General features: G+C 69.8%; 18 protein-coding genes. 4 read left to right on the plus strand and 14 right to left on the minus strand.

The features are described from left to right. Window positions 1-28 precede the first annotated feature (28 nt). A complete protein-coding gene (locus tag ACWC24_RS34850) occupies window positions 29-556 on the plus strand; it encodes a nitroreductase/quinone reductase family protein (protein WP_450666898.1) in 528 nt (175 codons plus the stop codon). 34 nt (window positions 557-590) lie between these two features. Here the strand turns inward: ACWC24_RS34850 and ACWC24_RS34855 are convergent, their stop codons facing one another. The 6 genes from ACWC24_RS34855 to ppdK all read right to left on the minus strand — a co-directional run bounded on the left by ACWC24_RS34855 (window position 591) and on the right by ppdK (window position 10,701). Then, window positions 591-2,165, minus strand: a complete 1,575-nt coding sequence (locus ACWC24_RS34855; RefSeq protein ID WP_450666899.1) for an oleate hydratase — start codon at window positions 2,163-2,165, stop codon at window positions 591-593. 171 nt (window positions 2,166-2,336) lie between these two features. Further along, window positions 2,337-2,759 (minus strand): hypothetical protein, encoded by a 423-nt coding sequence (locus ACWC24_RS34860; RefSeq protein ID WP_450666900.1) that lies wholly within the window; start codon window positions 2,757-2,759, stop codon window positions 2,337-2,339. A gap of 40 nt (window positions 2,760-2,799) precedes the next feature. Continuing rightward, window positions 2,800-4,014 (minus strand): globin domain-containing protein, encoded by a 1,215-nt coding sequence (locus ACWC24_RS34865; protein WP_450666901.1) that lies wholly within the window; start codon window positions 4,012-4,014, stop codon window positions 2,800-2,802. A 264-nt stretch (window positions 4,015-4,278) separates the two neighbouring features. Further along, entirely contained in the window at window positions 4,279-6,960 is a 2,682-nt protein-coding gene (gene adhE / locus ACWC24_RS34870) for a bifunctional acetaldehyde-CoA/alcohol dehydrogenase (protein ID WP_450666902.1), read from the minus strand. 107 nt (window positions 6,961-7,067) lie between these two features. Continuing rightward, window positions 7,068-7,865 carry a CBS domain-containing protein gene (locus ACWC24_RS34875; protein ID WP_450666903.1) on the minus strand — a complete coding sequence of 266 codons (798 nt, stop codon included), beginning with the start codon at window positions 7,863-7,865 and terminating at the stop codon, window positions 7,068-7,070. Window positions 7,866-8,016: 151 nt separating this feature from the next. Next, window positions 8,017-10,701, minus strand: a complete 2,685-nt coding sequence (ppdK, locus tag ACWC24_RS34880; protein ID WP_450666904.1) for a pyruvate, phosphate dikinase — start codon at window positions 10,699-10,701, stop codon at window positions 8,017-8,019. Window positions 10,702-10,994: 293 nt separating this feature from the next. On the opposite strand from ppdK, the gene ACWC24_RS34885 reads away from it, so the two are divergent. Beyond that, window positions 10,995-12,719 carry a GAF domain-containing protein gene (locus ACWC24_RS34885; protein ID WP_450666905.1) on the plus strand — a complete coding sequence of 575 codons (1,725 nt, stop codon included), beginning with the start codon at window positions 10,995-10,997 and terminating at the stop codon, window positions 12,717-12,719. 711 nt (window positions 12,720-13,430) lie between these two features. Beyond that, a complete protein-coding gene (locus ACWC24_RS34890; RefSeq protein ID WP_450666906.1) occupies window positions 13,431-14,345 on the plus strand; it encodes a universal stress protein in 915 nt (304 codons plus the stop codon). 431 nt (window positions 14,346-14,776) lie between these two features. Here ACWC24_RS34890 and ACWC24_RS34895 read toward each other — a convergent pair whose 3' ends face one another. Genes ACWC24_RS34895 through ACWC24_RS34910 form a run of 4 tightly spaced genes read right to left on the minus strand, consistent with a single transcriptional unit; the run spans window position 14,777 to window position 19,805 of the window. After that, a complete protein-coding gene (locus ACWC24_RS34895; protein ID WP_450666907.1) occupies window positions 14,777-15,961 on the minus strand; it encodes an IS701 family transposase in 1,185 nt (394 codons plus the stop codon). Window positions 15,962-16,014: 53 nt separating this feature from the next. Next, complete coding sequence (locus ACWC24_RS34900; protein WP_450666908.1) at window positions 16,015-17,124, minus strand: glycosyltransferase family 4 protein; 1,110 nt, start codon at window positions 17,122-17,124, stop codon at window positions 16,015-16,017. Beyond that, window positions 17,121-18,506, minus strand: a complete 1,386-nt coding sequence (locus ACWC24_RS34905; protein WP_450666909.1) for a hypothetical protein — start codon at window positions 18,504-18,506, stop codon at window positions 17,121-17,123. The genes ACWC24_RS34900 and ACWC24_RS34905 overlap by 4 nt, the downstream gene beginning before the upstream one ends. A 48-nt stretch (window positions 18,507-18,554) precedes the next feature. Beyond that, window positions 18,555-19,805 (minus strand): nucleotide sugar dehydrogenase, encoded by a 1,251-nt coding sequence (locus tag ACWC24_RS34910; RefSeq protein ID WP_450666910.1) that lies wholly within the window; start codon window positions 19,803-19,805, stop codon window positions 18,555-18,557. A gap of 66 nt (window positions 19,806-19,871) precedes the next feature. Between ACWC24_RS34910 and ACWC24_RS34915 the strand changes: the two genes are divergently transcribed. Then, on the plus strand, window positions 19,872-20,645 hold the full coding sequence (locus ACWC24_RS34915; protein WP_450666911.1) for a glycosyltransferase family 2 protein: 774 nt from the start codon (window positions 19,872-19,874) through the stop codon (window positions 20,643-20,645). A gap of 136 nt (window positions 20,646-20,781) precedes the next feature. On the opposite strand, the gene ACWC24_RS34920 is transcribed toward ACWC24_RS34915, so the two are convergent. From ACWC24_RS34920 to ACWC24_RS34935, 4 genes are all read right to left on the minus strand, one after another. Further along, on the minus strand, window positions 20,782-21,681 hold the full coding sequence (locus tag ACWC24_RS34920) for a TauD/TfdA family dioxygenase (RefSeq protein WP_450666912.1): 900 nt from the start codon (window positions 21,679-21,681) through the stop codon (window positions 20,782-20,784). A gap of 277 nt (window positions 21,682-21,958) precedes the next feature. After that, window positions 21,959-22,384 carry an ATP-binding protein gene (locus ACWC24_RS34925; protein ID WP_450666913.1) on the minus strand — a complete coding sequence of 142 codons (426 nt, stop codon included), beginning with the start codon at window positions 22,382-22,384 and terminating at the stop codon, window positions 21,959-21,961. 269 nt (window positions 22,385-22,653) lie between these two features. Next, on the minus strand, window positions 22,654-23,895 hold the full coding sequence (locus ACWC24_RS34930; protein WP_450666914.1) for a helix-turn-helix domain-containing protein: 1,242 nt from the start codon (window positions 23,893-23,895) through the stop codon (window positions 22,654-22,656). Between the two features lie 83 nt (window positions 23,896-23,978). Beyond that, window positions 23,979-25,091: a helix-turn-helix domain-containing protein gene (locus tag ACWC24_RS34935; RefSeq protein WP_450666915.1), complete on the minus strand. Its 1,113-nt coding sequence runs from the start codon at window positions 25,089-25,091 to the stop codon at window positions 23,979-23,981. Window positions 25,092-25,215: the final 124 nt, after the last annotated feature.

A 25,215-nucleotide genomic window follows, 5' to 3' on the forward strand; every position in this document is an offset into this window, starting at 1 on the left:
ACGGAGCGTCCGAGCTACGCTGGACGACGTGGCCCGAGGCCGGACAACTCTGCGCCCGTTGTACGGGCTGAAACGGTGGATCTATCGGGGTGACCGGCCCGACGCGGTCGCCCGTCTGCTCAACGCCTTCTGGCGGTGGCGCTACGGTACGGCGCGCGCGCCGCAGGACCACGGAGTCACTCTCATTGTCCGCGGCAGGGCCAGCGGCAGGATGATCGCTTTCCCGGTGGTCCCCGTGGCCCATGAGGGCAAGTGGTACGTGGTGTCGATGTTGGGCACTCACGCCAACTGGGTACGCAATGTGCACGCCTCGGGCGGCGAGGCCGTCATCCGGCATGGACGGGACCACGACGTCACCCTCCGGGAGGTCCCGGCCTCGTCCCGCGCCCAGATCTTACGCGCCTACCTCAACGCAGCTCCCGGCGCCCGGCCGCACGCACCCGTCGACCGGACCGCGCCACTGGAAGACTTCGAGCGGATCGCACCCGATTACCCGGTCTTCCACGTCATCGGCCTGCTCGGGCCGGAGGCATCGGGAATGGCAGTCGGATCCTGACGGTGGACGACCTTGAGTGAGGCGACGTCGGTGATCACCGGCGGTGCATGGTCTCCAGCGCGGCGGCCAGTACATGGGGGTCGTGGTGGCCCTTGTAGACCGCGGGCGGCTGCTTGTCCAGCTTCAGGAGTTGCGCCACCGCCGCCCAGGCGGTGCGTACGGAGTACTCGACGGTGAAGACGACGTCGTCGGGCACCTCGGCGAACTGTCCGACGAAGGCGAGGTTCACCGATCCCTCGGGCACCACCCGGGGCCGGTCGCCGCGGCGACGGGTCAAGAACTGGCTGGTGATGTACGGCATCACGCAGGGCACGACGGTGGAGGTCGCGAGAATGCGGGCCGCCGTGCGCGCGTCGAACGGGAGGTGGTGCAGGATCTCTTCGAGGATCTCGCGGCCGGTGCACGTGGTCATCGGCTTGGGCGTCTGGTTGCCGGTGCGGTCGGGGAACAGGCCGTAGCCCCACCAGACGCCGACGCCCTCGGGCTGGTCGCGGTAGACGGGCTGGCGGTTGGCGACGAGGGTGAGCAGCCAGTTGGACTCGGTGAAGGTCATCAGGCCGCCCTTGCCTGTCGGCCGGCCGCTGAACTCCTCCAGCGCCTTCAGGAAGGCGGGGTCCTTCGTGGTGACCGTGAAGGACTCCCAGCGGGACTCCTTCACGTGTTTGTCGAAGACGGCCGGGTCGCCGAAGTTTTCGCGGCCGCGGGCCAGTCGGTGCCACAGCAGCCAGGCGTCCGAGCGCTGCGGGGCAGGCGGGGGCGCGGAGGTGTGCGAGCCGAGGCTGGAAGCGTCGGTCATGGAGCCGTTGGTGACGAACACCAGGTCCTCGGGTGTGACGGCGATCTTCTCGTCTCGGCCGCCCCGGCTCAGGTGGATGGTCTCGACCGTGCCGCTCCCGATGCCCGGGGTGAACCCGAGGTCGGTGACGCGGCAGCCGGTGTGGACGGTGACGCCGCGCTCGCGGAGCCAGGCGGTCAGGGGCCGGATGATGGAGTCGTACTGGTTGTATCGGGTCCGGTGGATACCCGACATGGCGGCGAACTCGGAGAACAGGTGGACGAAGCGCCTGAGGTAGCGGCGGAACTCGATGGCGCTGTGCCAGGGCTGGAAGGCGAACGTGGTGCACCACATGAACCAGAAGTTGGTGGTGAAGAAGTGTTCGCCGAAGCAGTCGGTGATCCGCTTGCCGTCCAGGTGCCCTTCGGGGGTGGCCAGGCAGCGGACCAGCTCCAGCCGGTCGTGCTCGGAGAATCCCATCGAGGTGGTGTCGATGATCTTGCCGTCTCCGTCGACGAGGCGGGCGATGTCGTCCCACGCGAAGTCCTCGTGTCCGGCCAGGATCTCCTCGGTCACGGAGACAGCGGGGTCGTCGAGGGTGGGGATGCCGGACAGCAGGTCGTAGGTGCAGCGGAACTCGGCCTCGAACATCCGCCCGCCGCGCATCGTGTAACCGGCGTCCGGCGTGCCGCCCGCGTCCAGACTGCCGCCGAGGGTCCGCTGCTCCTCGAAGAGGTGGATGTCGGATCCCTCGAAGCCGCCGTCACGGATCAGGAACGTCGCCGCGGCCAGCGCCGCGATCCCACTGCCCACCAGATATGCCTTCGCCATCACACAACTCCTCGTTCTCGAAGCCCGTTCGGGAGGCGTGGGTCCACGGTGTCCTGCGGCCCGGGGTCACGTCAGTGGGCCATTGGTCACCTCACTGGTCCGGGCGGCCCTTGAAGGGGGCCCGGCGGCCCGGCCGCTGGACTGTGACCGGCCGGGCCTACTGCCACTGCTGCGTCACGTCGTGCCGGAACCGTCTGCCGTGGCGCCGGGTCCTGCACCGGGAACCGGTTGTCCGCCTCCGCCGCGCCACGGCGGGGCCGTCGTCCGGTTCCCGGCGTCCCGGGCGTGCGCGGCCTTGTCGGTCTGGCGGCGTAGCCGGTCCTGGAGCCGGTCGACGGCCTCCGTGCCCGTCGCCTCCTCGGCGAACGCGACCACTTGACGACCGCCGATGCGCAGGTCGGCCGTGGCCGACCACCGGTGGCCGGCGTGGCCGGCGGCCGCTCGCACGAGGTGCACCTCGCCACTGACGGTGGGCAGGCCGGGCCGGCCCACGAAGGCGTCGATCTTCGTACGGGCGTAGGCCAGGGTCTCCTGGTCCACGGCGCCTTCGGAGCGCAGCCGGACGAGGGGGATCTCCTGGGTGTGGTCGGTGGTCATATGTGATCCTTCCTCGGGTTGTCAGGGGATACGGCGCGGTTCACGCCGAGGTGTCGGGCAGCCACAGGTCGGGTCCGAAGACCTCGTAGCGAATACGTCGCGCGGGGACCCCGGCGCCGAGCAGTTGTCCGCGCACCCCTTGCATGAAGGGCAGCGGGCCGCAGAGGAACACCGTGGCATTGTCGGGGAGTTCGGTTGCGTTCAGGTCCATCAGGCCGGTGTGCGCGGTGGGTTCCTCCGAACCGGGGCGCTCGTACCAGAAGACGGCGCGAGCGCTCGGCAGTTGCCCGACCAGGTCGCGCGTCTCGGCACGCAGGGCATGGTCGCCGGGGGAGCGGTCGGCGTGCAGGACCAGGACCGGACGGATCGAGCGGAGGGCGGCCAGGCGGGCCAGGATGCCGGTCATGGGGGTGCAGCCGATGCCGGCCGAGATCAGCACGACGGGGGTGGTGGCATCCACCGGGTCATCGAGGAAGACGTCGCCGAACGGCGCGGACAGCAGCAGTTCGTCCCCGGCACCGACGTGGTCGTACAGCAAGGTGGAGACCTCGCCGTCCGGCCCTTCGGCGTCCCCCTTGCGCCGCTTCACGGTGATCCGCCGCAGTTCTCCGCCGGGGTCCGAGGAAAGGCTGTACTGGCGCAGCTGGTGCACGCCGTCGGCCATGCGTACGCGGACGCTCACGTACTGGCCCGCGCGGGCATGCGGCGGGCGTTCGCCGTCTGCCGGGCGGAGCAGGAAGGACACGACGTCGGGGGTCTCGGTACGACGTTCGACGACCGTCCAGGGCCGCCAGATCCCGCCGGGCTGGACATCCGCGTCCTGGTAGAGCAGGGCCTCCCGGCTGATCAGGGCGCCGGCCATCAGCCAGTAGACCTCGTCCCAGGCGGCCGCCACCTCCGGCGTGACTGCGTCGCCGAGGACCTCGATCATCGCGCCGAACAGGTACTTGTGCACGATCGTGTACTGGTCGTCGGTGACACCTACTGCGGCGTGCTTGTGGGCGATCCGGGACAGCAGCGCGTCCGGCCGCGCGGTGGGATTCTCCAGCAGCGCGCCGGCGAATCCGGCGATCGACCCGGCGAGGGCTCGGCGTTGGGCGCCGCTTGCCTGGTTGCCCCGGTTGAACATCCCGTCGAGCAGTTCCGGCCGGTCGTGGAACATCGTGGCGTAGAAGCGGGTGGTGATCTCGTCGAGCGCTCCGGCCACGACGGGCAGGGTGGCCCGTACGAGGGCGGCGGATTCCGCGGACAGCATGGAACCTCCCGGGAAGGGCGGATGAAGGGGAAGGAAGTCGCATCGACTTGGGGCGGCGGTCTCCTGTGCAGCAGTCACCGGGCCACGTCTCGGCGCAGTTCGGCGGCGGGGCCGAAGAGGGGCCGAAGGGCACCATCACCTGGGGCGTACCGACCCACAGGGCTTGTTCGACCAGGGCCGGACGGTGGTGCGGTCGTGGCCCCGCGGACCGCTGCCCACCGCCGTCGTCGAAACCCGACCGGCGCCGAGGCACCGGCCCGAGAGCTATGGCCGTTCAGCCCGCTCGGCTTCCGGGCGGCCGTAGAAGGCAGTCCGCATCAACTCCCGCATGTCGTCGAGCATCGGCATCCGCGGGTTGGCGGGCGCGCACTGGTCCTCGTAGGCGTTCAGGGCCTGTTGGGGCAGGGCGTCGAGGAAGGCGCGCTCATCGACGCCGAGGGCCTGGAACGTCGCCTCGATGCCCACGGCGTCGCGGAGCCGCTCCACTGCCGAAGCGAGCGACTCGACACCCTCGGCCGGGGTGGTGGCGGGCAGGCTCAGGGCGCGGGCGATGTCCTGGAAGCGTTCGGGGGCGCGGTAGCTCTCGTACTTGGGCCAGCCGGTGAGCTTCGTGGGGACGGTGCCGTTGTAGCGGATGACGTGCGGCAGGAGAACGGCGTTGGTGCGGCCGTGCGCGATGTGGAAGGTGGCGCCGAGGGTGTGGGACATGGCGTGGACGATGCCGAGGAAGGCGTTGCCGAAGGCCATGCCGGCGATGGTGCCGGCGTTGTGCATCTTCTCCTGGGCCTTCGGCCGGGCCGCGCGGTCGTTCACCGCGGCCTCGATGTTGTCGAAGATCAGCCGGATCGCGTGCAGGGCGAGGCCGTCGGTGAAGTCGTTGGCGTAGACGGACACGTATGCCTCGATGGCGTGGGTGAGAGCGTCGAAGCCGCTGTCGGCGGCCAGCGAGCGGGGCAGCTCGGTGGTGAGCAGCGGGTCGACGATCGCGACGCTCGGGGTGAGCGCGTAGTCGGCCAGCGGGTACTTCTTGCCGGTGGCGGGGTCGGAGATGACGGCGAACGGGGTCACTTCGGCGCCGGTGCCGGAGGTGGTGGGGATGCACACCAAGCGGGCGAGTTTGCCGAGGACGGGGAAGCGGAAGGCGCGTTTGCGGATGTCGGAGAACTTGTGCCGCATGTCGGCGAAGTCGACATCCTTGCCCTCGGCCTGCTGTTCGTACAGCAGCCACATCACCTTGGCCGCGTCCATGGGGGAGCCGCCGCCGAGGGCGATGATGGTGTCCGGGCGGAAGCCGCCCATGAGGTGGGCGCCGCGTCGGACCGAGTCGATGCTGGGCTCGGGTTCGACGTTGTCGATGACCTGGATGGTGACCGGTTCACGACGGCGCCGCAGGACGCGCTCGACCCGGTCGACGAGGCCGAGGCGGGTCATTGTCGCGTCGGTGACGACGGTGACGCGGTGGACGTCCGGCATGGAGGTGAGGTAGCGGATGGACTGCGGCTCGAAGTAGATCTTCGGCGGGACCTTGAACCATTGCAGGTTGTTGCGGCGCACCGAGACCCTCTTGACGTTCAGCAGCTGGGCGGCGGAGACGTTGTTGGACACCGAGGTGCTGCCCCAGGAGCCGCAGCCCAGTGTCAGCGACGGCAGCAGGCTGTTGTAGATGCCGCCGATGGCGCCCTGCGAGGACGGGGCGTTGACGATGATCCGTACGGCCTTGATGCGCCGGCCGTACGCCTCCGCCAGCTCCATGTCCCCGGTGTGGATGACGGCGCTGTGGCCCTGTCCGTGGAAGGCGACCATGTCGGCGGCCAGGTCGAAGCCCTGCTCTTCGGAACCGGCCCGCAGGACGGCGAGGACCGGGCAGAGCTTCTCGCGGGTGAGGGGCTCGTCGGGGCCGACCCGGTCTGCCTCGACCAGGATGAGGGAGGTGTCGGCGGGCACGGAGAAGCCCGCCTGTTCGGCGATCCACGCCGGGCTCTGCCCGACGGCCGCGGAGTTGACCTTGGGCTCGCAGCCCCCGCCTGCGGTGCCGACGGGGAACAGGAAGGTCTCCAGCTTCGCCTTCTCCTCGGCGGTGGCCAAGTGGGCGTGCAGGGTGCGGAATTCGGCGAGGACGGCGTCGTAGATCTCCTCGTCCAGGATGACGGCCTGTTCGGAGGCACAGATCATGCCGTTGTCGAACGACTTGGACAGCACCAGATCGTTGACGGCCCGGCGGACGTCGGCACTGCGGTGGACGTAGGCGGGAACGTTGCCGGCGCCGACGCCCAGGGCGGGCTTGCCGGCCGAATAGGAAGCCTTGACCATCGCGTTGCCGCCGGTGGCGAGGATCAGCGAGACACCTGGGTGCCGCATCAGGGCACCGGTCGCCTCGACGGACGGTGTCTCGATCCACTGCACGCAGTGTTCCGGCGCCCCTGCGGCGACCGCCGCGTCGCGCACGATGCGGGCGGCCTGGGTGCTGCAGCGCTGGGCGGAGGGATGGAAGGCGAACACGACCGGGTTGCGGGTCTTCAGCGCCATCAGCGCCTTGAAGATCGTGGTGGAGGTCGGGTTGGTGACGGGCGTGATCGCGCACACCACGCCTACCGGTTCGGCCACCTCGGTCATGTCGTCGATGTCGTCGCGGGCGATCACGCCGACCGTCTTCATCGGGCCCATGCTGTGGGTGACGTACTCGCAGGCGAACATGTTCTTGGCCGCCTTGTCCTCGAAGACACCGCGCCCGGTCTCTTCCACCGCGAGCCGCGCGAGCTCGGTGTGCGCGTCCAGGGCGGCCACCGAGGCCTTCTTCACGATGTGGTCGACGTGCTCCTGATCGAGCGCCTCGTAGTCGGCGAGCGCCTTGAGTCCATTCGTCACCAGGCGGTCCACCGCGACGGCGGTGTCGGACGGTGCGTCGGCGAGGTCGGTGGTCGCGCTGCGGTCGTCGTGGCGGGTCATGGGGGCGAGCCTCCGTCGTCGAGAGGGTGGCGCCGCACGGGTGGCGGCGCGGAGAGGGGGCGGGCCTTGCGTGGGACCGGTACCGCTCCCACCAGCAGCGTCTCTCGTCAGCGGGGTCCCGCCCCAGGTCCCGTTGGTCCCTTTGAAGGGCTGATCGGCCCCGGAGTCGACGGGCCGGGTGTCCGGCCGGACAGACCCTGGCCGTGTGGGAGACCAGGGGCCGGAGGATTCCCGGAGGGGAGGGTGTCGTCGATCTGGTGGGTCAGGCTGTTGACGACGCCGACCACCCCGTCGACCCGGTACGTCAGCCGGATCGCGAGCGGAATGTCGCTGCGGTGCCGCACGGTCCCTTCCAGCGTGGCCATGCCGTCCCGGACCGAGACGGCCACGCTGTGGGCGGGCAGCCCGAGGGCGCGGGTCAGCACCTCTTCGTGGACCTCCTGGTGGATCTCGTCGTCCGTGCGCAGGAAGACCCGCAGCAGATCGCGTCGGGTGGCGATGCCGATCAGCCGGTCCTCCTCGTCCACGACCGGCAGGCGCTCGACGCCGTGACGCTCCATCACGCGCGCGGCGTCCGCGATCCGTTGTTCCGGGTGCACGGTGATCGCGGGCGTCGACATCAGCTCCCGCGCCGTGACGGTGCGTGCGACGGCCTCGGCCCGATCGGCGGAGCGGCCCAGCGGGGGCATCCGGAGCCGCCGTGCCCGCCCGCCCCTGGGCCGGCCTGCCTGGCGGCGTATCAGATCGGTCCCGGAGATCACCCCCACGACCTTGTCGTCGCCGTCCACGACGGGCAGACCGCTGATCCGGTGCCGGTCCAGCAGCCGTACCACGTCCTTGAACGACGTCTCCGGGTGCGCCTCGACGACGTCGACGGTCATCACCTCACTGACGATGCGGGCCATGGCACTCACTTCCTTTCTCGTCGTACCTCGGCATGAGTACGGGCCGAGAGCCGTGTCGGGGGAACCGTCCCGCCCACCCCTCGACGGGGGGCGGGACGACCAGCAAGGGCACCGGGCCCGGGCGGCGTCCTTTCGGGCTCCGCGGTCCCGCTCACCTGCTGTCGCTCGTCCCCACCTCCGGGAGCGCGGCTCGTCCGGCCTCCAGACGGGCGACCGGGACGCGGAACGGCGAGCAGGAGACGTAGTCCAGTCCGGCCGCGTGGAAGAAGCGGACGGATTCGGGGTCTCCGCCGTGCTCGCCGCAGACCCCGATCTTCAGATCGGGACGGGTGGCGCGGCCCTCGTCGACCGCGAGGCGGACCAGCCGGCCCACTCCGTCACGGTCCAGGGTCTCGAAGGGCGAGGTGGCGAAGATGCCCTTGTCGAGGTAGGCCGAGAAGAACGCCGCCTCGACATCGTCGCGGGAGAAGCCCCAGGTGGTCTGGGTGAGGTCGTTGGTGCCGAAGGAGAAGAATTCCGCTTCCTTGGCGATCCGGCCGGCCGTGAGCGCGGCCCGGGGCAGTTCGATCATGGTGCCGACCGGGCACCGCACGGACATGCCGGACTCCTCGGAGACCTCGGCCAGGACCCGCTCCACCTCGGCCCGCTCGATGCGCAGTTCCTCGACGGCGCCGACCAGCGGCACCATGATCTCCGCCTCGGGGGAGCCCCCGGCCCTCGTGCGTTCCACCACCGCCTCCGCGATCGCCCGCACCTGCATGGCCACCAGCCCCGGAACGACCAGGCCCAGTCGGACGCCGCGCAGTCCGAGCATCGGGTTCTCCTCGTGCATGCGGTTGACGGCGGCGAGCAGCTCGGTGTCGTGTGGGTCGGGCACGGCGCCCCGGGCCTCGGCGCCGGCGAGGCGCACGGCGAGCTCGGTGCGGTCCGGCAGGAACTCGTGCAGGGGCGGGTCGATGAGCCGGATCGTCACCGGCAGACCGTCCATCGCCGCCAGGATGCCGATGAAGTCCTGCCGCTGGAGCGGCAGCAGCGCGCCGAGCGCCTCCTCGCGCTCGCCGTCGTTGCGGGCCAGGATCATCGCCTCGACCAGCTTGCGGCGCTCGCCGAGGAACATGTGCTCGGTGCGGCACAGCCCGACGCCCTGCGCGCCGAACCGCCGCGCCCGGGCGGCGTCCTCGGGCGTGTCGGCGTTCGCCCGCACCTCCAGCCGTCGCACGCCGTCGGCCCGGTCCATGGCGCGGGCCACGGCCTCGACCAGCCCGGCCGGCCGTTCGCCCGTCTCGAAGTAGCACATGACCGGGGAGTCGACCAGAGGAGCGGCACCCAGATACACGGCCCCCTCCGAACCGTCGACGGAGACCACCGTTCCCTCCTCGACGACGGTGTCGGCCACGGTGAAGCGGCGCGCCTCGGTGTCCACGGTGAGTTCTTCGGCACCGCACACGCACACCCTGCCCATGCCACGGGCGACCACGGCCGCGTGGCTGGTCTTGCCGCCGCGGCTGGTCAGCACCGCCTGCGCGGCGATCATGCCCGGCAGGTCGTCGGGGGTGGTCTCCTGGCGTACGAGCACGACCTTCTCGCCCGTGGCGGCCCGGCGGACGGCTTCGGCCGAGTCGAACACCGCCGCGCCCACGGCCGCACCCGGCGAGGCCGGGAGGCCGTGTGCGAGCGCCTCGCCGACGGCCGAGGTGTCGAAGCGGGGGAACATCAGCCGGGCGAGGCCGTCCCCGTCGACGCGGGCCAGGCCCTCGTCGGGGGTGATCAGATTCTCGTCGGCCAGTTCGGCGGCGATGGCGAACGCGGCCTCGGCGGTGCGCTTGCCCACCCGGGTCTGGAGCATCCACAGCCGGCCGCGCTCGATGGTGAACTCGATGTCGCACAGATCGCGGTAGTGGGTCTCCAACGTCCGCATGTTCTGCAGTAGTTGCGCGTACGAGGTCGGGTCCACCTCCTCCAGGTCGGTCAGCGGGACGGTGTTGCGGATCCCGGCGACGACGTCCTCGCCCTGAGCGTTCGCCAGGTAGTCGCCGTACAGACCGGGCCGGCCCGTGGCCGGGTCGCGGGTGAAGGCGACGCCGCTGCCGGAGTCGGGGCCGAGGTTGCCGAAGACCATGGTCTGCACGTTCACCGCGGTGCCCAGGTCGTCCGGGATGTGCTCGCGGCGCCGGTACAGCCGGGCGCGCTCGCCGTTCCAGGACTCGAACACGGCGAGGACCGCCCGGCGCAGTTGCTCGGCAGGCGACTGTGGGAAGTCCTCACCGGTCTCCCGATGGATCAGACCCTTGTACGTCCCGACGAGTTCGGTCAGGTCGGCCGCGGTCAGGCCCAGGTCGTTCACCGCGCCCCGGACCCGCTTGAGGTCGGCCAGCGTGCTCTCGAAGAGGGAGCTCTCGACACCCATGACCGTACTGCCGAACATCTGTACGAGTCGACGGTAGGAGTCCCACGCGAAGCGCTCGTTCCCCGAGACCTTCGCCAGGCCGAGCACGGAGTCGTCGTTGAGTCCGATGTCGAGGATCGTCTCCATCATGCCGGGCATGGAGAACCGTGCCCCGGAGCGGACGGACAGCAGCAGCGGGTCGTCGGGCTGCCCCAGCCGCCGTCCCGCGGCCTGCTCCAGGACGGTCAGGTGCTCCGTGATCTCGCGGGCCAGGCTGCCCGGCTCCGCGCCGGTGGCGAGGAAGGCCCGGCAGGCCTCGGTGGTGACGGTGAAGCCCGGCGGGACCGGCAGGCCCAGCCGGGTCATCTCGGCCAGGTTCGCGCCCTTGCCGCCGAGCAGGCCGGCCAGGTCACGGCCGCCCTCCGCGAAGTCGTACACGTAACGGACCATGACGTCGGTCTCCTCCGATGGGCTTCGGGCTGTTACAGCTCCAGCGTCCGACCGTCGGTACCGGAGCGGCAGGTGCTGTCGGTCCTCTCCATGGGGCCGGTCGGCCCAGGCGGGTCCGTCCCCTTCCTGGGGAGTTCCCGAAGTTCCGTCTTCGGTGCGATGTCGACGGGGCAGCGGTGCGAGCCCTGGCGCTCGGCCCGATTCGCTATCGCATTCCGAAGCCGACTACTACCGTGGGCACATGATCGGACCGGTAGGTGTCCGTGCGTTGAGGGGAACCTGGAGGAGTACCGGTGGGAAGCCCCGAGGAGGCTCGCGTACGGCTGCCTCAGCTGCGGCTGGACGAGCTGTTGGAGGAGCTGCAGGCGCGCCTGGACGCGGCTCGCGGCACCCGCGACCGGGTGCACAGCCTGCTGGAGGCGGTGCTGTCCGTCGGCCGGGAGCTGGATCTGGAGCAGGCCCTGCACAGCATCGTGGAGGCGGCCGCGGTACTGGTCGACGCGGAGTACGCGGCGCTCGGCGTGATCGGTCCGGACGGCAGGCGTCTGTCGGCGTTCCACACGGTCGGGGTGAGCGAGGAGCAGATCGCCCGGATCGGCCCGTATCCGGAGGGGCACGGGATTCTCGGTGAGCTGATCAGCCATCCTGAGCCGCTGCGGCTGGCGAAGATCTCCGAGCACCCGGCCTCGCACGGCTTCCCGGCGCACCATCCGCCGATGAACACCTTCCTCGGCGTCCCGATCAGGGTGCGCGACCAGGTCTTCGGGAACCTGTATCTGACCGAGAAGCGGGGCGGCGCCCAGTTCGACGAGGAAGACGTCGCGGTCACGCTCACACTGGCCGTGGCGGCCGGCGTCGCCATCGACAACGCGCGGCTGTACGAGGAGTCCCGGCTGCGGGAACGCTGGTTGCGGGCGAACGCGGACATCACCCACAACCTGATGTCCGGCAGTGACCGCACCGAGGTCCTCTCGCTGATCGCCGAGCGGGCCCGTGAGATCACCGGAGCCGCCCTGGCGGCGGTCGCGCTGCCCATGGCGGACACCGGAACGCTCGCCGTGGAGATCGCCGTCGGCCTGGACGCCGAGGCGCACCGGGGCCTCGTCCTGCCGATGGACAGCAGCCTGATGGGGCTGGCCTTCTCCGGTGCTGCCCCGGTTTCCAGCGCGGACGTCGGCCATGACGAGCGGATCTCCCTGGAACCTCCGCGGTTCGGCGGGCTCGGCCCTGCCGTGGCCGTGCCGATCGGCGCGGGCGAGGCGGGTCCGCAAGGCGTGGTCCTGCTGGCGCGAAAGGCCGGTCAGCCGGTGTTCTCGGCGGCTGAAACCGAGCCCCTGAAGACCTTCGCCGCACAGGCCGCCGTCGCGATGGAGCTGGCGCAGCGCCGCCAGGACGCCGAGGAGGTCGCGGTGCTCCAGGACCGCGACCGGATCGCACGGGATCTGCACGACCTGGCGATCCAGCGGCTCTTCGCCACCGGCATGACCCTGCAGAGCGCCGGCCGCTTCATCGAGCACGAGGAGGCCTCCCAACGCGTGGTGCGCGCGGTCGATGACCTCGACGAGACCATCAAGATCATCAGGTCGACGATCTTCGGCTTGCGCTCCCGAGGGGGCGCGGGGGAAACCGGCCTGCGGGCACGGGCGATACGGGTGGTCGGCGAGGCCGCGCCGGTCCTCGGCTTCGCGCCCGGCGTGCGCATGGAGGGCCTGCTCGACACCGACGTGCCGAAGGAGATCGCCGACCACGTGGTCGCGGTCCTCTCCGAGGCCCTGACCAACATAGCCCGCCACGCGCGCGCGGACCGGGCCGACGTGCTCCTGGCGACGGACGGGCGGGAGGTGCGGCTGTCGGTTGCCGACAACGGCGTGGGCATCCCCGAAAGCGGTCGCCGCAGCGGGCTGCGCAACATGGCGGAACGGGCCGAGCAGTTGGGCGGCCGTCTGGAACTGGGGAAGTCAGAGGGCGGCGGCACCGGGCTGGTGTGGCGGGTGCCGTCGCAGAAGGCGGAGGGCTGAGGCGCACGGCATTCGTGTGCGACGGACCGTCCGGAAGGCGTCCGAAGATCGGGAGCCTTCGGCCGCCGCGGAGCGCGGGGACTCCTGTCCACGTGTATGCGCTTCATGATCGCCTCCTCCCGGGCCTGCCGGCCCAAGGCTCGTGCGGCCCCAAGTGCAAGTGCCGTTCCGCGCCTGCGTCCGGGCCCACTCGGCTCATGCGCCCCGACTCGTTGCGGAGTTGGCTGGTAGCAAGGAGAACGACCCCGACCAGGGAGGGCGAGCACAGTGGGTACCAGCCTCACACCGGAGTTCTGGGAGCGGTTCGCGGTACTGCTCGTGTTGGCGGCGGGTCTGACGTGTGTCCTCACCGCGGCCTTCGACGGTCTTGCCGTCCGGCTGCTGCGCCGACGGACGCCCAGGACGCTCCCGCAGGTGCCGCATCGGGCGGTTCGGCCGGTTCGGCCGGTTCGGAAGGAGCACCGCACGTCGGTGCACTCGTGACGTACCGGGCAGGCATCGCTTCCGTGGGCCAGGGACCAAGTCCCCGGCCCACGCTGTTGCGCGCGACGCCTTCAGCGCCGTCACCATTGCGCCCGGCCGGCCGTGACCGACATGGCGTCAGAGGCTCTGCACCGGGGGCCGATCGGCTCCTGACGAGGACTTCTGGCCCCTCCTGCCCCAGCGCACGGGATCGGAGACTGAAGGTACATCCCTGAAGGAGGTCCGCACATGCTCGCCATCACCGTCGGCCTTGACGGCTCGCCCGAAAGCATCGCCGCCGGGGACTGGGCCGCGCGCGAAGCAGCACAACGACAGGTGCCCCTGTGTCTCCTGCATGCCAGGGACTCACTGCGCCCGCTCTATGCGCCCTTCACGGCGGCTGCGGTGCCGGACATGATCGACGCCCAGCGCACATGGGCGGCCGGCTTCCTGCTTGAGGCAGAGTCCCGGCTCACGGAGCGCCACCCCGGTCTGCGGATCACCACCCAACGGACCGAAGAGCAGCCCGTCCCGGCCCTGCTGACCGCCGCGAAGGACACCGAACTGCTGGTCCTCGGGTCCCGGCGCCTCGGTACGGTGGCGGGTTTCCTGGTCGGCTCCGTCGCCCTAGCCGTGGTGGCACGCACGGAACGGCCCGTCGTCCTCGTAAGGGCCGGTGAGCGCCCCGAGGACGAGCATCTGCCGGACGCCACGGGCACCGAGGCGATCACCACTCCGTACCGCGACGTCGTGCTGGGCTTGGACCTGGAGAGCCCGGCCGACGCCGTCGTCGAGTTCGCGTTCGAGGCCGCCCGGCGTCGTTCGGCCGGCCTGCGGGTGGTCCACGGCTGGAACCCCGCCGTCGTCTACGGCTACGGCGCCGTTCTGGATTCGGGTCTCAACGCCGAACTGGCGGAGGAGGCCCGGCACGGACTCAGCGACGTCCTGCGGCCTTGGAAGGACAAGTTCCCCGGGGTGGAAGTGCGCGAGCAGGCCGTCATCGGCGGCGCCGGCCGTCACCTTGTACACGCTTCGCGGGACGCGTCGCTGGTCGTCGTCGGGCGGAAGAAGAATCACGCGTTGGTGGGCGGCCGCATCGGCCCGGTGACCCACGCGGTGCTGCAGCACGCCTCCGCGCCGGTAGCAGTGGTGCCGCACGACTGACAGCGCCGGTGGCCACAGCCGACCGGGTCCATCAGGGGCCCGGTCGGCCCACGCACTCGGTGACTCCTGCGCGGGACGCTGGAAGCGACCAGGTAGGAGAGGAGGCAGCGGCACCTACGTCCTGCGTGCCGAACTCCGCGGACTCGTCGAGTTTAGCGATCTTTGTGTGCTCCGGATCGTCCGTGACCTGCGCCTATACGTCACGTAAAAGTACGGGACGTTCTATCCCAAAGAACGACTTCCGTTGCAGCCCACCCGCTTCGGACTAGTACTGCAACGGTCCTTGTTCTGAGTGTTGGGCAGTTTTCAGGGGCTGTGGCCGCGTCGTTTGTAGTGGCTGAGGCGGGCTTGGTGCTGGCGTCTGCGGCGCCATGTCGACCAGTGCGGGATGTGCTCGACCGGGGTGGGACGGCGGTTGGTGAGGTGGGTGATCAGTCGTCGGATCTCGGCGAGGCTGAGGTGGATGAGCTGGGAGGATCCGTTTCTGCTTTGTCGGTGTCGAGTGCGCGGGCTCGCAGGACGGTCAGGCAGGCGTGGGCGGCCATGGCGAGGGTTATGTGGCGGTGCTGGCCGGGATAGCGGCGGACCTGGTAGTCGTCCAGGCCGCATTCCTGCTTCGCGCTCTGGAAGCATTCCTCGACCGCCCATCGGCTGCCCGCGATGCGGATCAGCTCGTCCAGCGTGGTGTCGGCCGGGCAGTAGGCGATGTAGTAGGAGATCTCCTCGGGCCGGCTGATGCTGCGGCGGGCGATCACCCAGTGCCGGCGGTCCTCGCGGTGCCAGGGCCGCACCTCGACGCCGGCCCAGTCGTAGACCCGCTGGCCGTGGGCGCCTGCGCCGCAGGAGCGGCGTTTCCGTTTCTGCCGGGGCAGGCCGGGGAACAGGTCGTGGACGGGGTGGTCGATCGCCCAGCGGGTGACGACGGTGTTGTGCCTCGTTGTGGCCATGACGTGGAAGACGTCCGCCTGCTCCAGCTCGAACTGCCAGCCCTTGCTGAACCCGTATGCGGCATCCGCGGTCACCCAGCCGAACGGGACCCGGTCGGCGATCGCCTTGCGGACCATCGCCTTGGCCATCGCCACCTTCGTCTCGAAAGCGACGTGGTCGTCGATGCCTGCACGGCGGCAGCGTTCGCGGTCGTCCGTCCAGGACGTGGGCAGATACAGCCGCCGGTCGATCAGCGTGCGTCCCCGGCCGGTTGCGTAGGCGAGGAACACCCCGATCTGGGAGTTCTCCGTGCGTCCCGCAGTTCCGGAGTACTGCCGCTGCACGTCGGCCGAGCGGGTGCCCTTCTTCAGGAAGCCGGTGTCATCGACGATCAGCACAGCATCCCGGTCGCCGAGATGTTCCACGACATAGGCGCGTACGTCGTCCAGCACCTCGTCGGCGTCCCACTCGATCCGGTTCAGCATCCGCTGGATACGGTCCGGGCCGTCATGGCCGGCCTCCTCGGCCAGGGTCCAGCCGTTCTTGCGCTGGAGTGGAGCAATCAGTCCCCGCATATAGGCCAGAACCGACTCCCGCGGCTCCGACCTTTTGAAACGGTGCACCAACCGCTCATGCAGAGCGGTCAGTTCACCAGCCCACAACCTGACATCAGCAAGGTCCCCACCCATAACCACACCAACGAGCGAGCTGGCCAGCAGTCACGGCAATGACCGTTGCAGTATTAGGAGGTAACCCGGAGCGTCAAGTCGCGAAGCTGGCGGCCGGTGGCAGTGATGTCGTATCGGCGCGCGTTATGTAGAGCCGCCTTGATCAGGGCCTTCCGCCGATGGAAGTCTCGGCCCATCTCGTCTAGGGCCACGGCCAGCGAGCACGGGTCGCCGGGAGTGTACGGAACACCAGCGCTCCCGAGGATTTCCCTCACACCGGGAAGATCGGAGTAGACAACCGGAAGTCCGTGGGCTTGGGCCTCAATGAGGACGAGCCCGAAAGCCTCCAGACCCTTGGTCGTGAAGACGAAGGCGTCGAAGTTCGGCAGGCGGCGCCACAGTTCGGCGCGGGGCAGGAACGGATCAAAATGGACTCTATCCCGCAGGCCGAGTTCGATAGTCCGCTGTTCCAGATGCTCCCGTAGGGGTCCATTGCCGATCACGGTCAAGTGGTGCGGCTGATCGGTCAATGCGAGGGATTCGACGGCGGTGATCGTGGATTTGTTGTCGTCCAGGCGGCCGGCGTGTACCAGAGACAGGGGACCGGACCCTGCGGACGGCTGATTGCGTACATGGGCATCGGCCAGACGGATGCCCCACGGGATGATGACGATGCGGTCGGTGAACCGGCGCCCGGTGAGGCGATCGATGCGGTCGGCGAGGACCGAGGTCGGGGTGACGATCGCGGCGCTTGCACCGGCGACTTCGAGCACGGCCTCGTGCTCCGCCATGTTGCGCTCGGCCGCCATCACTTCGGGGCCGTGAGCGATGGAGATGATCGGGATCGTGTCGGCGGTGCGACTGAGCGCGAGGCTGAGTGCGAACCCGACGTTCTGGGCGTGGATGGCGTCCGGCCGGATCTGCTCGATGAGCTTCCCTACCTCTTGCGTCAGCTCGTCCACGTAGGCGTCGAAGCCAGGGCCCTGGGGTTGCTTCGTCGTGGAGAGGGGGATCAGGTGATCGAACGCGGTCTTCCACACCGGATGGACTGGTGTCCGGCCGAGGAAGGTCGTATGGGTGTTGGGCGTGGCGCGGTAGAGGTCGCCGACGAGGATCATGCTGCCGGACGAAGGGTCGGACGTGCGGTTGATGCCGGTGAGGATAGTCAAGGGTTTCGTGGTCACGCGGAGATCCCCTCGATAGATGACCGGTAGGCGGGAACCGAGGACGGGCCACTACGGTCCACCATGATCTGCGGATCAGTGGTGATCATCCGTCCGCGGTTGCGAGGTGGCGCCCACCACGACGCCAGGTGCGGCGTGAGGACAGCGGTGATCTCCTGGGCTGGGTGCAGGAAGCCTCTGTTGTCCCGCTTTGCCGTCCACGCCCTGACTGCCGACCGGGGGTAGACGGGGTGTATCCCGATCTCGCCTTTGGAGAGTATGCCGTTGAAGGGCGTGGGGATGCCCTCGTGGTTCCAGTAGTCCCAAGCCTCCAGCGCCTTGGCCTTCTCGAAGCAGTGGTAGAGCTGCCGATAGCGCGGCATGTACCGGATCTCGCGAAAGACCATCTGCCCGACCAGCCCCGGCGCGACGTACCGGAGCGCGCTGAGATCAATGCCCCGGAAGCTCACCGTGGCCGCGTCCTGGGACGGGTGCAGCGCGATCCGGGCGAACTGATGGGACAGTCGCCGCCGCACGTACTCGGCGACTCCCGGAGCGAGCGCCGGTTCCACGCCGGCGATGAGCTGGACGAGCTGCTGGTGGCGCGGATGGAAGCGGGCCAGGTCGAACAATCGGTGCATGCCGCTCACGGCGGCGAACGCGAGTCGCTTGTACAGCCAGTTGTTCAGCTCTCCGACCTGGGCGTAGCCACTGGTCTCCGGAGTCGTGGAGTGGAGCATCAGGTACTCGGACAGCACCTCGAAGTACAGGTAGCCGAGAAACGGTACAGCGGGCACGGCAGCGGCCAGCTGGTCGATGAACTCGGTGGCCTCCGTGGCGCGGCCGACTGCGTTGCGCAGGGCGGTGTCGAGGAATCCGGCCGCGGCGCCCAGCCCGGTCAGCACGGCATGGTCGAGCTGGTCGTTCTCGGCCAGGGTGAGATAGTTCTGGTAGCGCAGGTAGGTACGCAGGTGGATGGCACCGAGGTGCAGATAGTCCACGCCCTTGGTGGGGATCGGAGCGTCCGGCATGACCTCGAAGATCATGGGCGTGGTGTCGGGCTTCGTCTGCATCAGGTAGGCGCCGAGATTGTGCGGACGCAGTCCTTCCCGCTGACGGGTCAGAGGGGAGCAGTACAGGGCCCCGACCAGGCACCCGGTGGAGACGTGCAGCTCACCGCTGGTGCGGATCGCGGCGATGTCCTTGGTGGTGTGCAGCAGGTACATGGGCCGACCGCTGACGAGCGCTTCGGTCATCGCGCTGTGCTGGATCAGCCAGCCGTTGGGGGTGTCACCTTCCAGGTAGCGGCGCCAGTCGCCCTCGCTCTCGGCCAACGAGGCAGGCGCGGGGCGCTGCGCGGGCCGGGTGTAGTCCGTGTGGACGTGCTCCCATTCGTCACGCAAGGGAACTCCTGGGGTTGAAGTCAGCAGCGGGCCAGAGGGGTTCGGGAACTACAGGGTCTCGACGTTCGCTCCGGACAGGCGGTTTCGGCAGTCGAGCACGTACGGCGCGTGCTTCTCGATCATCACGAGGTCGAATCGCGGATGATCCATGAGAAGAACCACCGCATCAGCGGCGGCTACCTCTTCCGGGGTCGCATCGACCCGGGGCACATTCAGCTCGGTGTCGACGCCGTCCGGGATGTTGGGTTCGGAGCCGCGGACATCGGCACCGAGGCCGATGAGAAGTTCGGCGACACGTGCCGACGGGGAATTGCGCAGGTCGGTGGCGTCGTACTTGTAGGTCAGGCCGAGGAGCAGAATCTGAGATCCGCTGACCGGTATGCCCCGCTTGTCGAGTGCTTCCACGAGGCGCCGGACTACGTAGTCGGGCATGTTCCGGTTCACGTCGGCGGCGAGTTCCGCGAACCGGAACGGGATGCCAAGCTCCTGCTGGGCCTTCCAAGAGAGGAACATCGGGTCGACGGGCAGGCAGTGCCCACCGACCCCCGGCCCCGGGGTGAACTTCGTGAATCCGAACGGCTTGGTCGCGGCGGCGTCGATCGCCTCCCAGATGTTCACGCCGAGGGCATCGGCCAGCATCGCCATCTCGTTGATCATGGAGATGTTGACGAACCGGAAGGTATTCTCCAGCAGCTTGGCCAACTCGGCGACCTTCGGCCCTGACACCGGCACCGTGGTCTGGAAGATGCCGTCGTAGAAGTCCTTGATCACGTTGAGCGATTTGGCGTCGATTCCGGACACCAGCTTCGGCGTCCCGTCGAACGACCACCGCTTGTTTCCGATCCGCTCGGGGCTGAAGCCGGCCAGGAAGTCTGCCCCGCCCTTGAGGCCCGAGGTCTCTTCCAAGATCGGCAGCAGCAGCTCCTCGGTGGTGCCGGGATAGCTCGTGGACTCCAGGACCACCGTCGCGCCGTGGCGCAGGTGCTCACCCAGTGTCCGGGCGCAGGATTCGATGTAGGTCAGGTCGGGCACGCCGTCCCGCAGCGGGGTCGGCACGGTGATCACCGCGATGTCGAAGCCGGCCAGCGTCGCACCGTCGGCGGTCGCGGAGTAGGCCCCGGAGTCCAGCACCGCGCGAAGCCGCGAGGAGGCCACGTCCCGCACGCAGGACTGGCCGGCGGCGAGCTGCTGGACGCGGTGCGGGTCCACGTCGTAGCCGACGACACGGTGCCCCACCTCTGCGGCGCGTACGGCCAGGGGAAGCCCTACGTAGCCCTGACCAGCGACAACTATCTGCATGGCAGCTCCTACTCGATTGCGGTGTTTGAATGGACCGTCGTTCCTGGTCTGGCAAGGAGAAGTGCTGTGCCCCTGGTTTCTGTCGTGATGCCCGTCTACAACTCGGCAGCCACCCTCGGCGCGGCCGTCCGATCGGTGCTCACACAGACGCACGCTGACGTAGAGCTGCTGGTCACCGACGACCAGTCCTCCGACAGCTCCATGGACCTGCTGATGGAGTTCGCCGCCCAGGACGAGCGCGTACTGCCCAAGACAGCGCCCGAGCGGGGCGGTGCGGGCCGGGCCCGCAACCTCGCGATCGAGCGGGCCCGCGGGGACTACGTCGCGTTCCTCGACTCCGACGACCTGTGGCTGCCGGAGAAGACCGAGAAGCAGCTCGCCTTCGCCGCCGAGGGCGATGCGCCGCTGACGTTCACCAGCTATTACAAGATGGACGCCGACTACGACGGCGAGAGCATCGACTGGGTCCCCAACGGGCGGGTGATCCGCGCGCGCGGGCACGTGGACTACCGCGCGATGCTGCGCCGGGACTACATCGGCGCCCTCACCGCCATGTACGACCGCAACGCCCTGGGCACCCGGCTGATGCCGGAAATGCGCAAGCGCCAGGACTACGCGCTGTGGCTGAGCATCATGCGAGACGGCGCCGACGCCCGCGGACTGGCCGAACCGCTCGCCGTGTACCGAGCGGGCCAGACGGGATCGCTGTCCTCCAACAAGATGTCCTTGGTCAAGTACAACTGGTCGCTGTACCGCGAGCACGAGGATCTGTCGGTCCCGCAGGCGACGCGGGCGCTGGCCGGCGCTGTCTGGCAGTCCCTGCGCAACTCGCGCATCTAACGCGCGCGGGCCCGGGGAGCCCGGTACGCAGCCGTTTCTGGGTGTGCCCGACCAGGCCCCGCCCCGTAGCCGAGCCGCGTACTCGGGGGCTGGACCCAGGAGCGGGACTCGGTGGGTCACCGGTGGCGTCGGCCGGCTACGCGGCCGAGCCGGCGCCGGCCCCCGCGCGCAGGAACAACTGGAGGAGCAACCGGCGGTCGGCGGCCGGGATGGTCTCCTGACCGCTGTGGAGCGCTTCCCGGCCGTGCAGGAAACGGCGCTGGGCCACGATGAGGTAGTCCCCGGGCTGGAGCATGAAGGAGACCTGCCCCCGGACAAGTTCCTCGGCGAGTTCCCTGGCGGATTCGGCGTGCGCCTGGCTGAGTTCGGACCTCGCCAGCATCTTGGCGGTGAACCGGACGAACCCCTCGCCAGGGTCGGAGCCGTCCAGGATCGGGAACGGCTTGTACTCCTCGCCCACGCCGAACAGGTCGAAGAAGGTCCCGTAGTGGTAGGCCGACTCGGCCAGCAGGGCGCGGCAGCCCTCCGACAGCCGCGCCACCGCCGCGTGGGCGTCGGAGAGGATGCTGAGGCCGCCGCCGAGCGGGTCGGGGCGAACGCACAGGAGTGTGGTGTAGTCCGGCGGCAGGCTCGCGTTCACCAGGTCCATGTGGAAGGCGTTGTACCCGATGCCGCTGGACTTGCCGGGGTCCTTGTCGACCTTGACCCCGATGTCTTTCCACAGGGGCCACCGCGGGAAGGGCGAGAAGGGGACCGCCACCTCGGCTGCGAAGCCAGTCACCAGCCGCCGGAACCGGTCGCCGGTCCCCAGCGCCTTGGCGAGGTTCCCCAGACGCAGCACGGCGTATCCGCCGCCCTCCCTGGTCAGCGCGTGTCGCAGCGTCGCGGCGGTCTCCTCGAACCGCGGGGTGGCCGTCAACTCGGTCCGGTACCGCTCCATGGTGGACTTCGCCAGGAACGAACCGTCCAGTTCCCACGTAGGGAGAGGAAGGTCGATCAGAGCGGCTTCGAGTTCGCTCGGGATGTCGATGAACACGCGGAAGCTCCTGTCTCTTGGGGTTTTCGGGGTGCTGTTCGGGTAGCGCTGTCGTCCTGGCGTCGCGGGCGGTCCGGCAGCGGGTGAGCCTCGTGGAGCCGCGGGGCCTCGGGGCCGTGAGTGTCGCCAGGTACACCGGCGCTGGTCGGCGCCGACGTGAGCTCGATGAAACCGCTCGGGGAGCGGTGACCGACAGCGGGTTTGTGTCGTGTGCAAACGAGGTGCAGGTCGTCAACGGCTCTGTAGCCGCCGCCTGATGCTGGTGCCGTGCTGTGGATCAGGCCGCATCGGGGGCCAGGGGAAGACGGATGGTGATCCGCTTGCCGCCCGTGGCGGTCTCCGGGAGGACCTCGGCTCTGCCGTGGACTTCCCTCACCAAGGCGTCGACAAGGAACAGGCCGCGGCCACCGAGGTCGTGCGCGGCGGGCAGCGGCTTCGGCTTGAGCGGGTGGGCATCCGCGACGGCCAGCACCAGCGCGGGCTGCTCCTCGACAGCGAGGGTGACCGCGGCGGTGGGCGAGAGCACGGCCGCGTGCCGCACCACGTTCGTCACCAGCTCACTGATGATCAGGCAGGCGGTGCCCACGACCTCCTCGGACATCCCCCAGTCGGCAAGGACCTTGGCGGTCTCACGGCGGGCCAGCGGGACGTACTCAGCCTCGGAGATCACCTGGAAGTCGTGGCGCATCACAGTGCTGGACATCGCGGGACTCACCCTCTCTCCGAGCGGCAGCCGCCCGGACCGTGACCGAAGGTAAGGGCCCCAGCACGCAAGGGTGTTCACGACGGTGAACCCACGACACTGAGCCCCGTATCAGAGTCGGTTGGTGGGGAACGCCCGCTCGGGTGCGGGGTGTTGCGTACAGACCAACGTGCTCACTGCGTACGGTGCATGCCCAGAAGTCCTTTACTGGCGAGTGTCGAGCCACGTACGGACCTATGTACTCAGCCGGGGCAGGGAGATGTTGCCGGTCAGAGCGGCAGGCCGATGCGGTGGGCCAGACCGCGCAGGTCCCGCGCGGCGTGGGCGGGCAACTGCCGGTCGGTGAGGAACTCGACGGTGTTCCTCACCAGTGCGTTGGCGTGGATGCGCTGCGGTGCGATCTCCTCGGCCTTCAGCAGCGCCGCGACCCCCTGGGCCTCCTGGCCCCGCAGATGGGCCAGCGACCGGCCCAGGTCGGCGTGGAAGGCGGCCTGTCGTCCGGGAGCCTCCGCCAGCGTCTCGGGATGGACCCCGTCTCCGGCGGTGACGGCCTCTCCATGCCGACCAAGGTCGGTGTTCAGGCTCACCTTGTGGATGCCGACGTTGGTGGGGCCGAAGTTCAGGTGCCAGGCCCGCGTCTCGCCGGTGCGACCGGCCAGCTTGGCGGCCTCCGCCAAATGGCCGCGGACATCCTCGGCGCGGGTGTCCCCGGGCCGCTGCCGGTCCTGGGTCAGCGAGGTGGCGGAGACCAGGTGGAGTTCGCCGAGCAGCGCATGGGCATTAGGGCTCGTCAGGTGTGCTTCGAGGGTATTGGCTGCGGCGGTGGCCTGCGCCAGGGCTTGGGTGGGACTGCCGGCCGCCATCAGCACATGGGTGTGGAAGAAGCCGGACAGGGCGCAGTAGACGGGATCGTCCAACTCCGCGATCGCCTCGGCGGCACGGGTCACCGCGATGAACGCCAAGTCGGTGTAACCGAGGTTCTTCAGCAGCAGGGTGCAGGCCGGATGGTAGGCGTCCGCCAACAGTTTCAGCAGCTCGCGACGGGCGGCTCCGTCAGCGGCCTCGGCAGCTGCGTGCAGTTCGGCCAGCAGCGTCGGAAGACCGGCAGCGAGGGTGCCGTATTCGGCCCCGTGATAGAGCCGATTGGCCTTCGCCACCCGTTCGGTCAGCACCGCCGTCGGAACCTGAGGCGGGCAGCGGTCCGGCGGGGTGGCCATGGTCAGGCCCATCAGCGTCAGCCGCAGGGCGGGGATCGCCTCGTGAGCCGCGCTGGTGTGCGGGTCCACCGGGGCGAAGGGCTGGCCCGTCAGTTCAGACGGGGCCATCTGCAACGCCTCGGCGAAGGAGGTGATGAGGCTGGAGCGGTCCAGCAGCCGCTGGCCGTTCTCCACCATCGACAGGTAGCCGACCGACACCCCGGCCAGGCCCGCGAGGTTGCGCAGACTCATCCCGCGCTGCCGGCGAGCCGACCGCAGACGCTCGCCAATCCTCCGCGCCTGCTCTTCGTTCATCGCCCCGCCTCAACTCCCGTGCCTCAGCCGTAGCGTAGGGCGAGCCTGCCGCCCCCAGGGGCCTTTCCGCCAGACGGGCGGCATCACCGCAGCCCGGCCCGCTCAGCTAGATCCCGCACCGGCGCGGCGTGAACGGTGGTGCGGTCGGCGAGCGCGGCGACCAGGTCCCGGGCGAAGGGGTCCAGCCGGAGCCGCAGCGGTGCCGCCGCGTCGGCCTCGATCAGCCGGGCGGCAGCCTCGTCGGCGCGGTCCTGGCGGGCCTCGGCCGCCGCGGCGACCACCAGCAGACTGGAGCGGGGGGCACCGTCGAGTGCGGCATGATCCGCCGCGCGTACGTGGTCGGCGGCCTCGGCCGCGTCGCCCACCTCGGCGGCGACGGCGGCATGGGCCGCGATCACCAGGGCCGACTCCCGTGCGCCATCGGCCCGTTCGGCGGCCGTGGCAAGGAGGCGTTCGGCCTCCGGACGGCGTCCGGCCATGGCCTGGGCAACGGCGGCCAGCGCCGACAACTCCCAGTCGGCCCCGGCGCGGTCGGCGCGGGCCAGCGCGTACTCCGGCAGCCCGAGGTCGATCAGCAGCCGCACCTCCTCAACCAGCACCGGCAGCGGCTCGCGGGTGCCGGGACGAGCCCGGTGCAGCAGCATCCACGCCAGGTCCTTGTAGCCCAGGCGTCGCAGCAGCCCGGCGGCCAGCACATGCGCGTCCACACGCAGCCGCACCGCCTCGTCCCGCCCGGGCCCCGCAGCGGCGGCCATCGCGCGGTCGGCCGCCTCGATCAACTCCGGCAACCCGAGCGCGAGATGGTGCTCGTCGCCCGCGGCGTCGGCCCGTGCGGCAGCCTGGGTCCGTTCCGTAAGCGTCTCCAGCAGCACGCCGGGGGCTGTATCCGGTTGTCGGCGGACCATGCGGCGCCGCAGGTGGAAGGCGACCGCCCGCACCGCCGCGTGCTCCTCCCCGCGCGGCGGGTAGGGCTGCCCGGTCAGGTCCGCGACGTCGAGCCGCAAGGCGGCGGCTAGCGCCGCCAGCCGACCGCGGCGGTCCACCCACTCCCGACCCGTCTCCAGCCCGGCGAGGTAGTCGAGCTCCAGGCCGGTGCGGGAGGCAAGGTCATCCCGGGTCAGTTCCCGGCGGCGGCGCCAGGCGGCCAGGCGGGCCCCAATCGGGCCGCCGGCGGCCGTCTCGTCCAGCTCACGCATCACCAAATAGCTCGCATACCCACTCGCCCGGACCGTGCTCTGCCAGGACAAAGTCCATGCACCCCGTTCGGGGCAGGATCGTCTTCCCCCTGGCAGGACGCATATGCCTGGCGCGCGACACATT

It is taken from the genome of Streptomyces sp. NPDC001443, from assembly GCF_053597355.1.

Bases quoted from the DNA above. Each gene is read 5' to 3' on its own strand.
- ACWC24_RS34925 (WP_450666913.1), bottom strand. From the start codon at position 22,384: ATGTCCAGCACTGTGATGCGCCACGACTTCCAGGTGATCTCCGAGGCT.
- ACWC24_RS34890 (WP_450666906.1), top strand. From the start codon at position 13,431: ATGCTCGCCATCACCGTCGGCCTTGACGGCTCGCCCGAAAGCATCGCC.
- ACWC24_RS34860 (WP_450666900.1), bottom strand. From the start codon at position 2,759: ATGACCACCGACCACACCCAGGAGATCCCCCTCGTCCGGCTGCGCTCC.
- ACWC24_RS34895 (WP_450666907.1), bottom strand. From the start codon at position 15,961: ATGGGTGGGGACCTTGCTGATGTCAGGTTGTGGGCTGGTGAACTGACC.
- ACWC24_RS34875 (WP_450666903.1), bottom strand. From the start codon at position 7,865: ATGGCCCGCATCGTCAGTGAGGTGATGACCGTCGACGTCGTCGAGGCG.
- ACWC24_RS34910 (WP_450666910.1), bottom strand. From the start codon at position 19,805: ATGCAGATAGTTGTCGCTGGTCAGGGCTACGTAGGGCTTCCCCTGGCC.
- adhE (WP_450666902.1), bottom strand. From the start codon at position 6,960: ATGACCCGCCACGACGACCGCAGCGCGACCACCGACCTCGCCGACGCA.
- ACWC24_RS34930 (WP_450666914.1), bottom strand. From the start codon at position 23,895: ATGAACGAAGAGCAGGCGCGGAGGATTGGCGAGCGTCTGCGGTCGGCT.
- ppdK (WP_450666904.1), bottom strand. From the start codon at position 10,701: ATGGTCCGTTACGTGTACGACTTCGCGGAGGGCGGCCGTGACCTGGCC.
- ACWC24_RS34935 (WP_450666915.1), bottom strand. From the start codon at position 25,091: ATGCGTGAGCTGGACGAGACGGCCGCCGGCGGCCCGATTGGGGCCCGC.
- ACWC24_RS34865 (WP_450666901.1), bottom strand. From the start codon at position 4,014: ATGCTGTCCGCGGAATCCGCCGCCCTCGTACGGGCCACCCTGCCCGTC.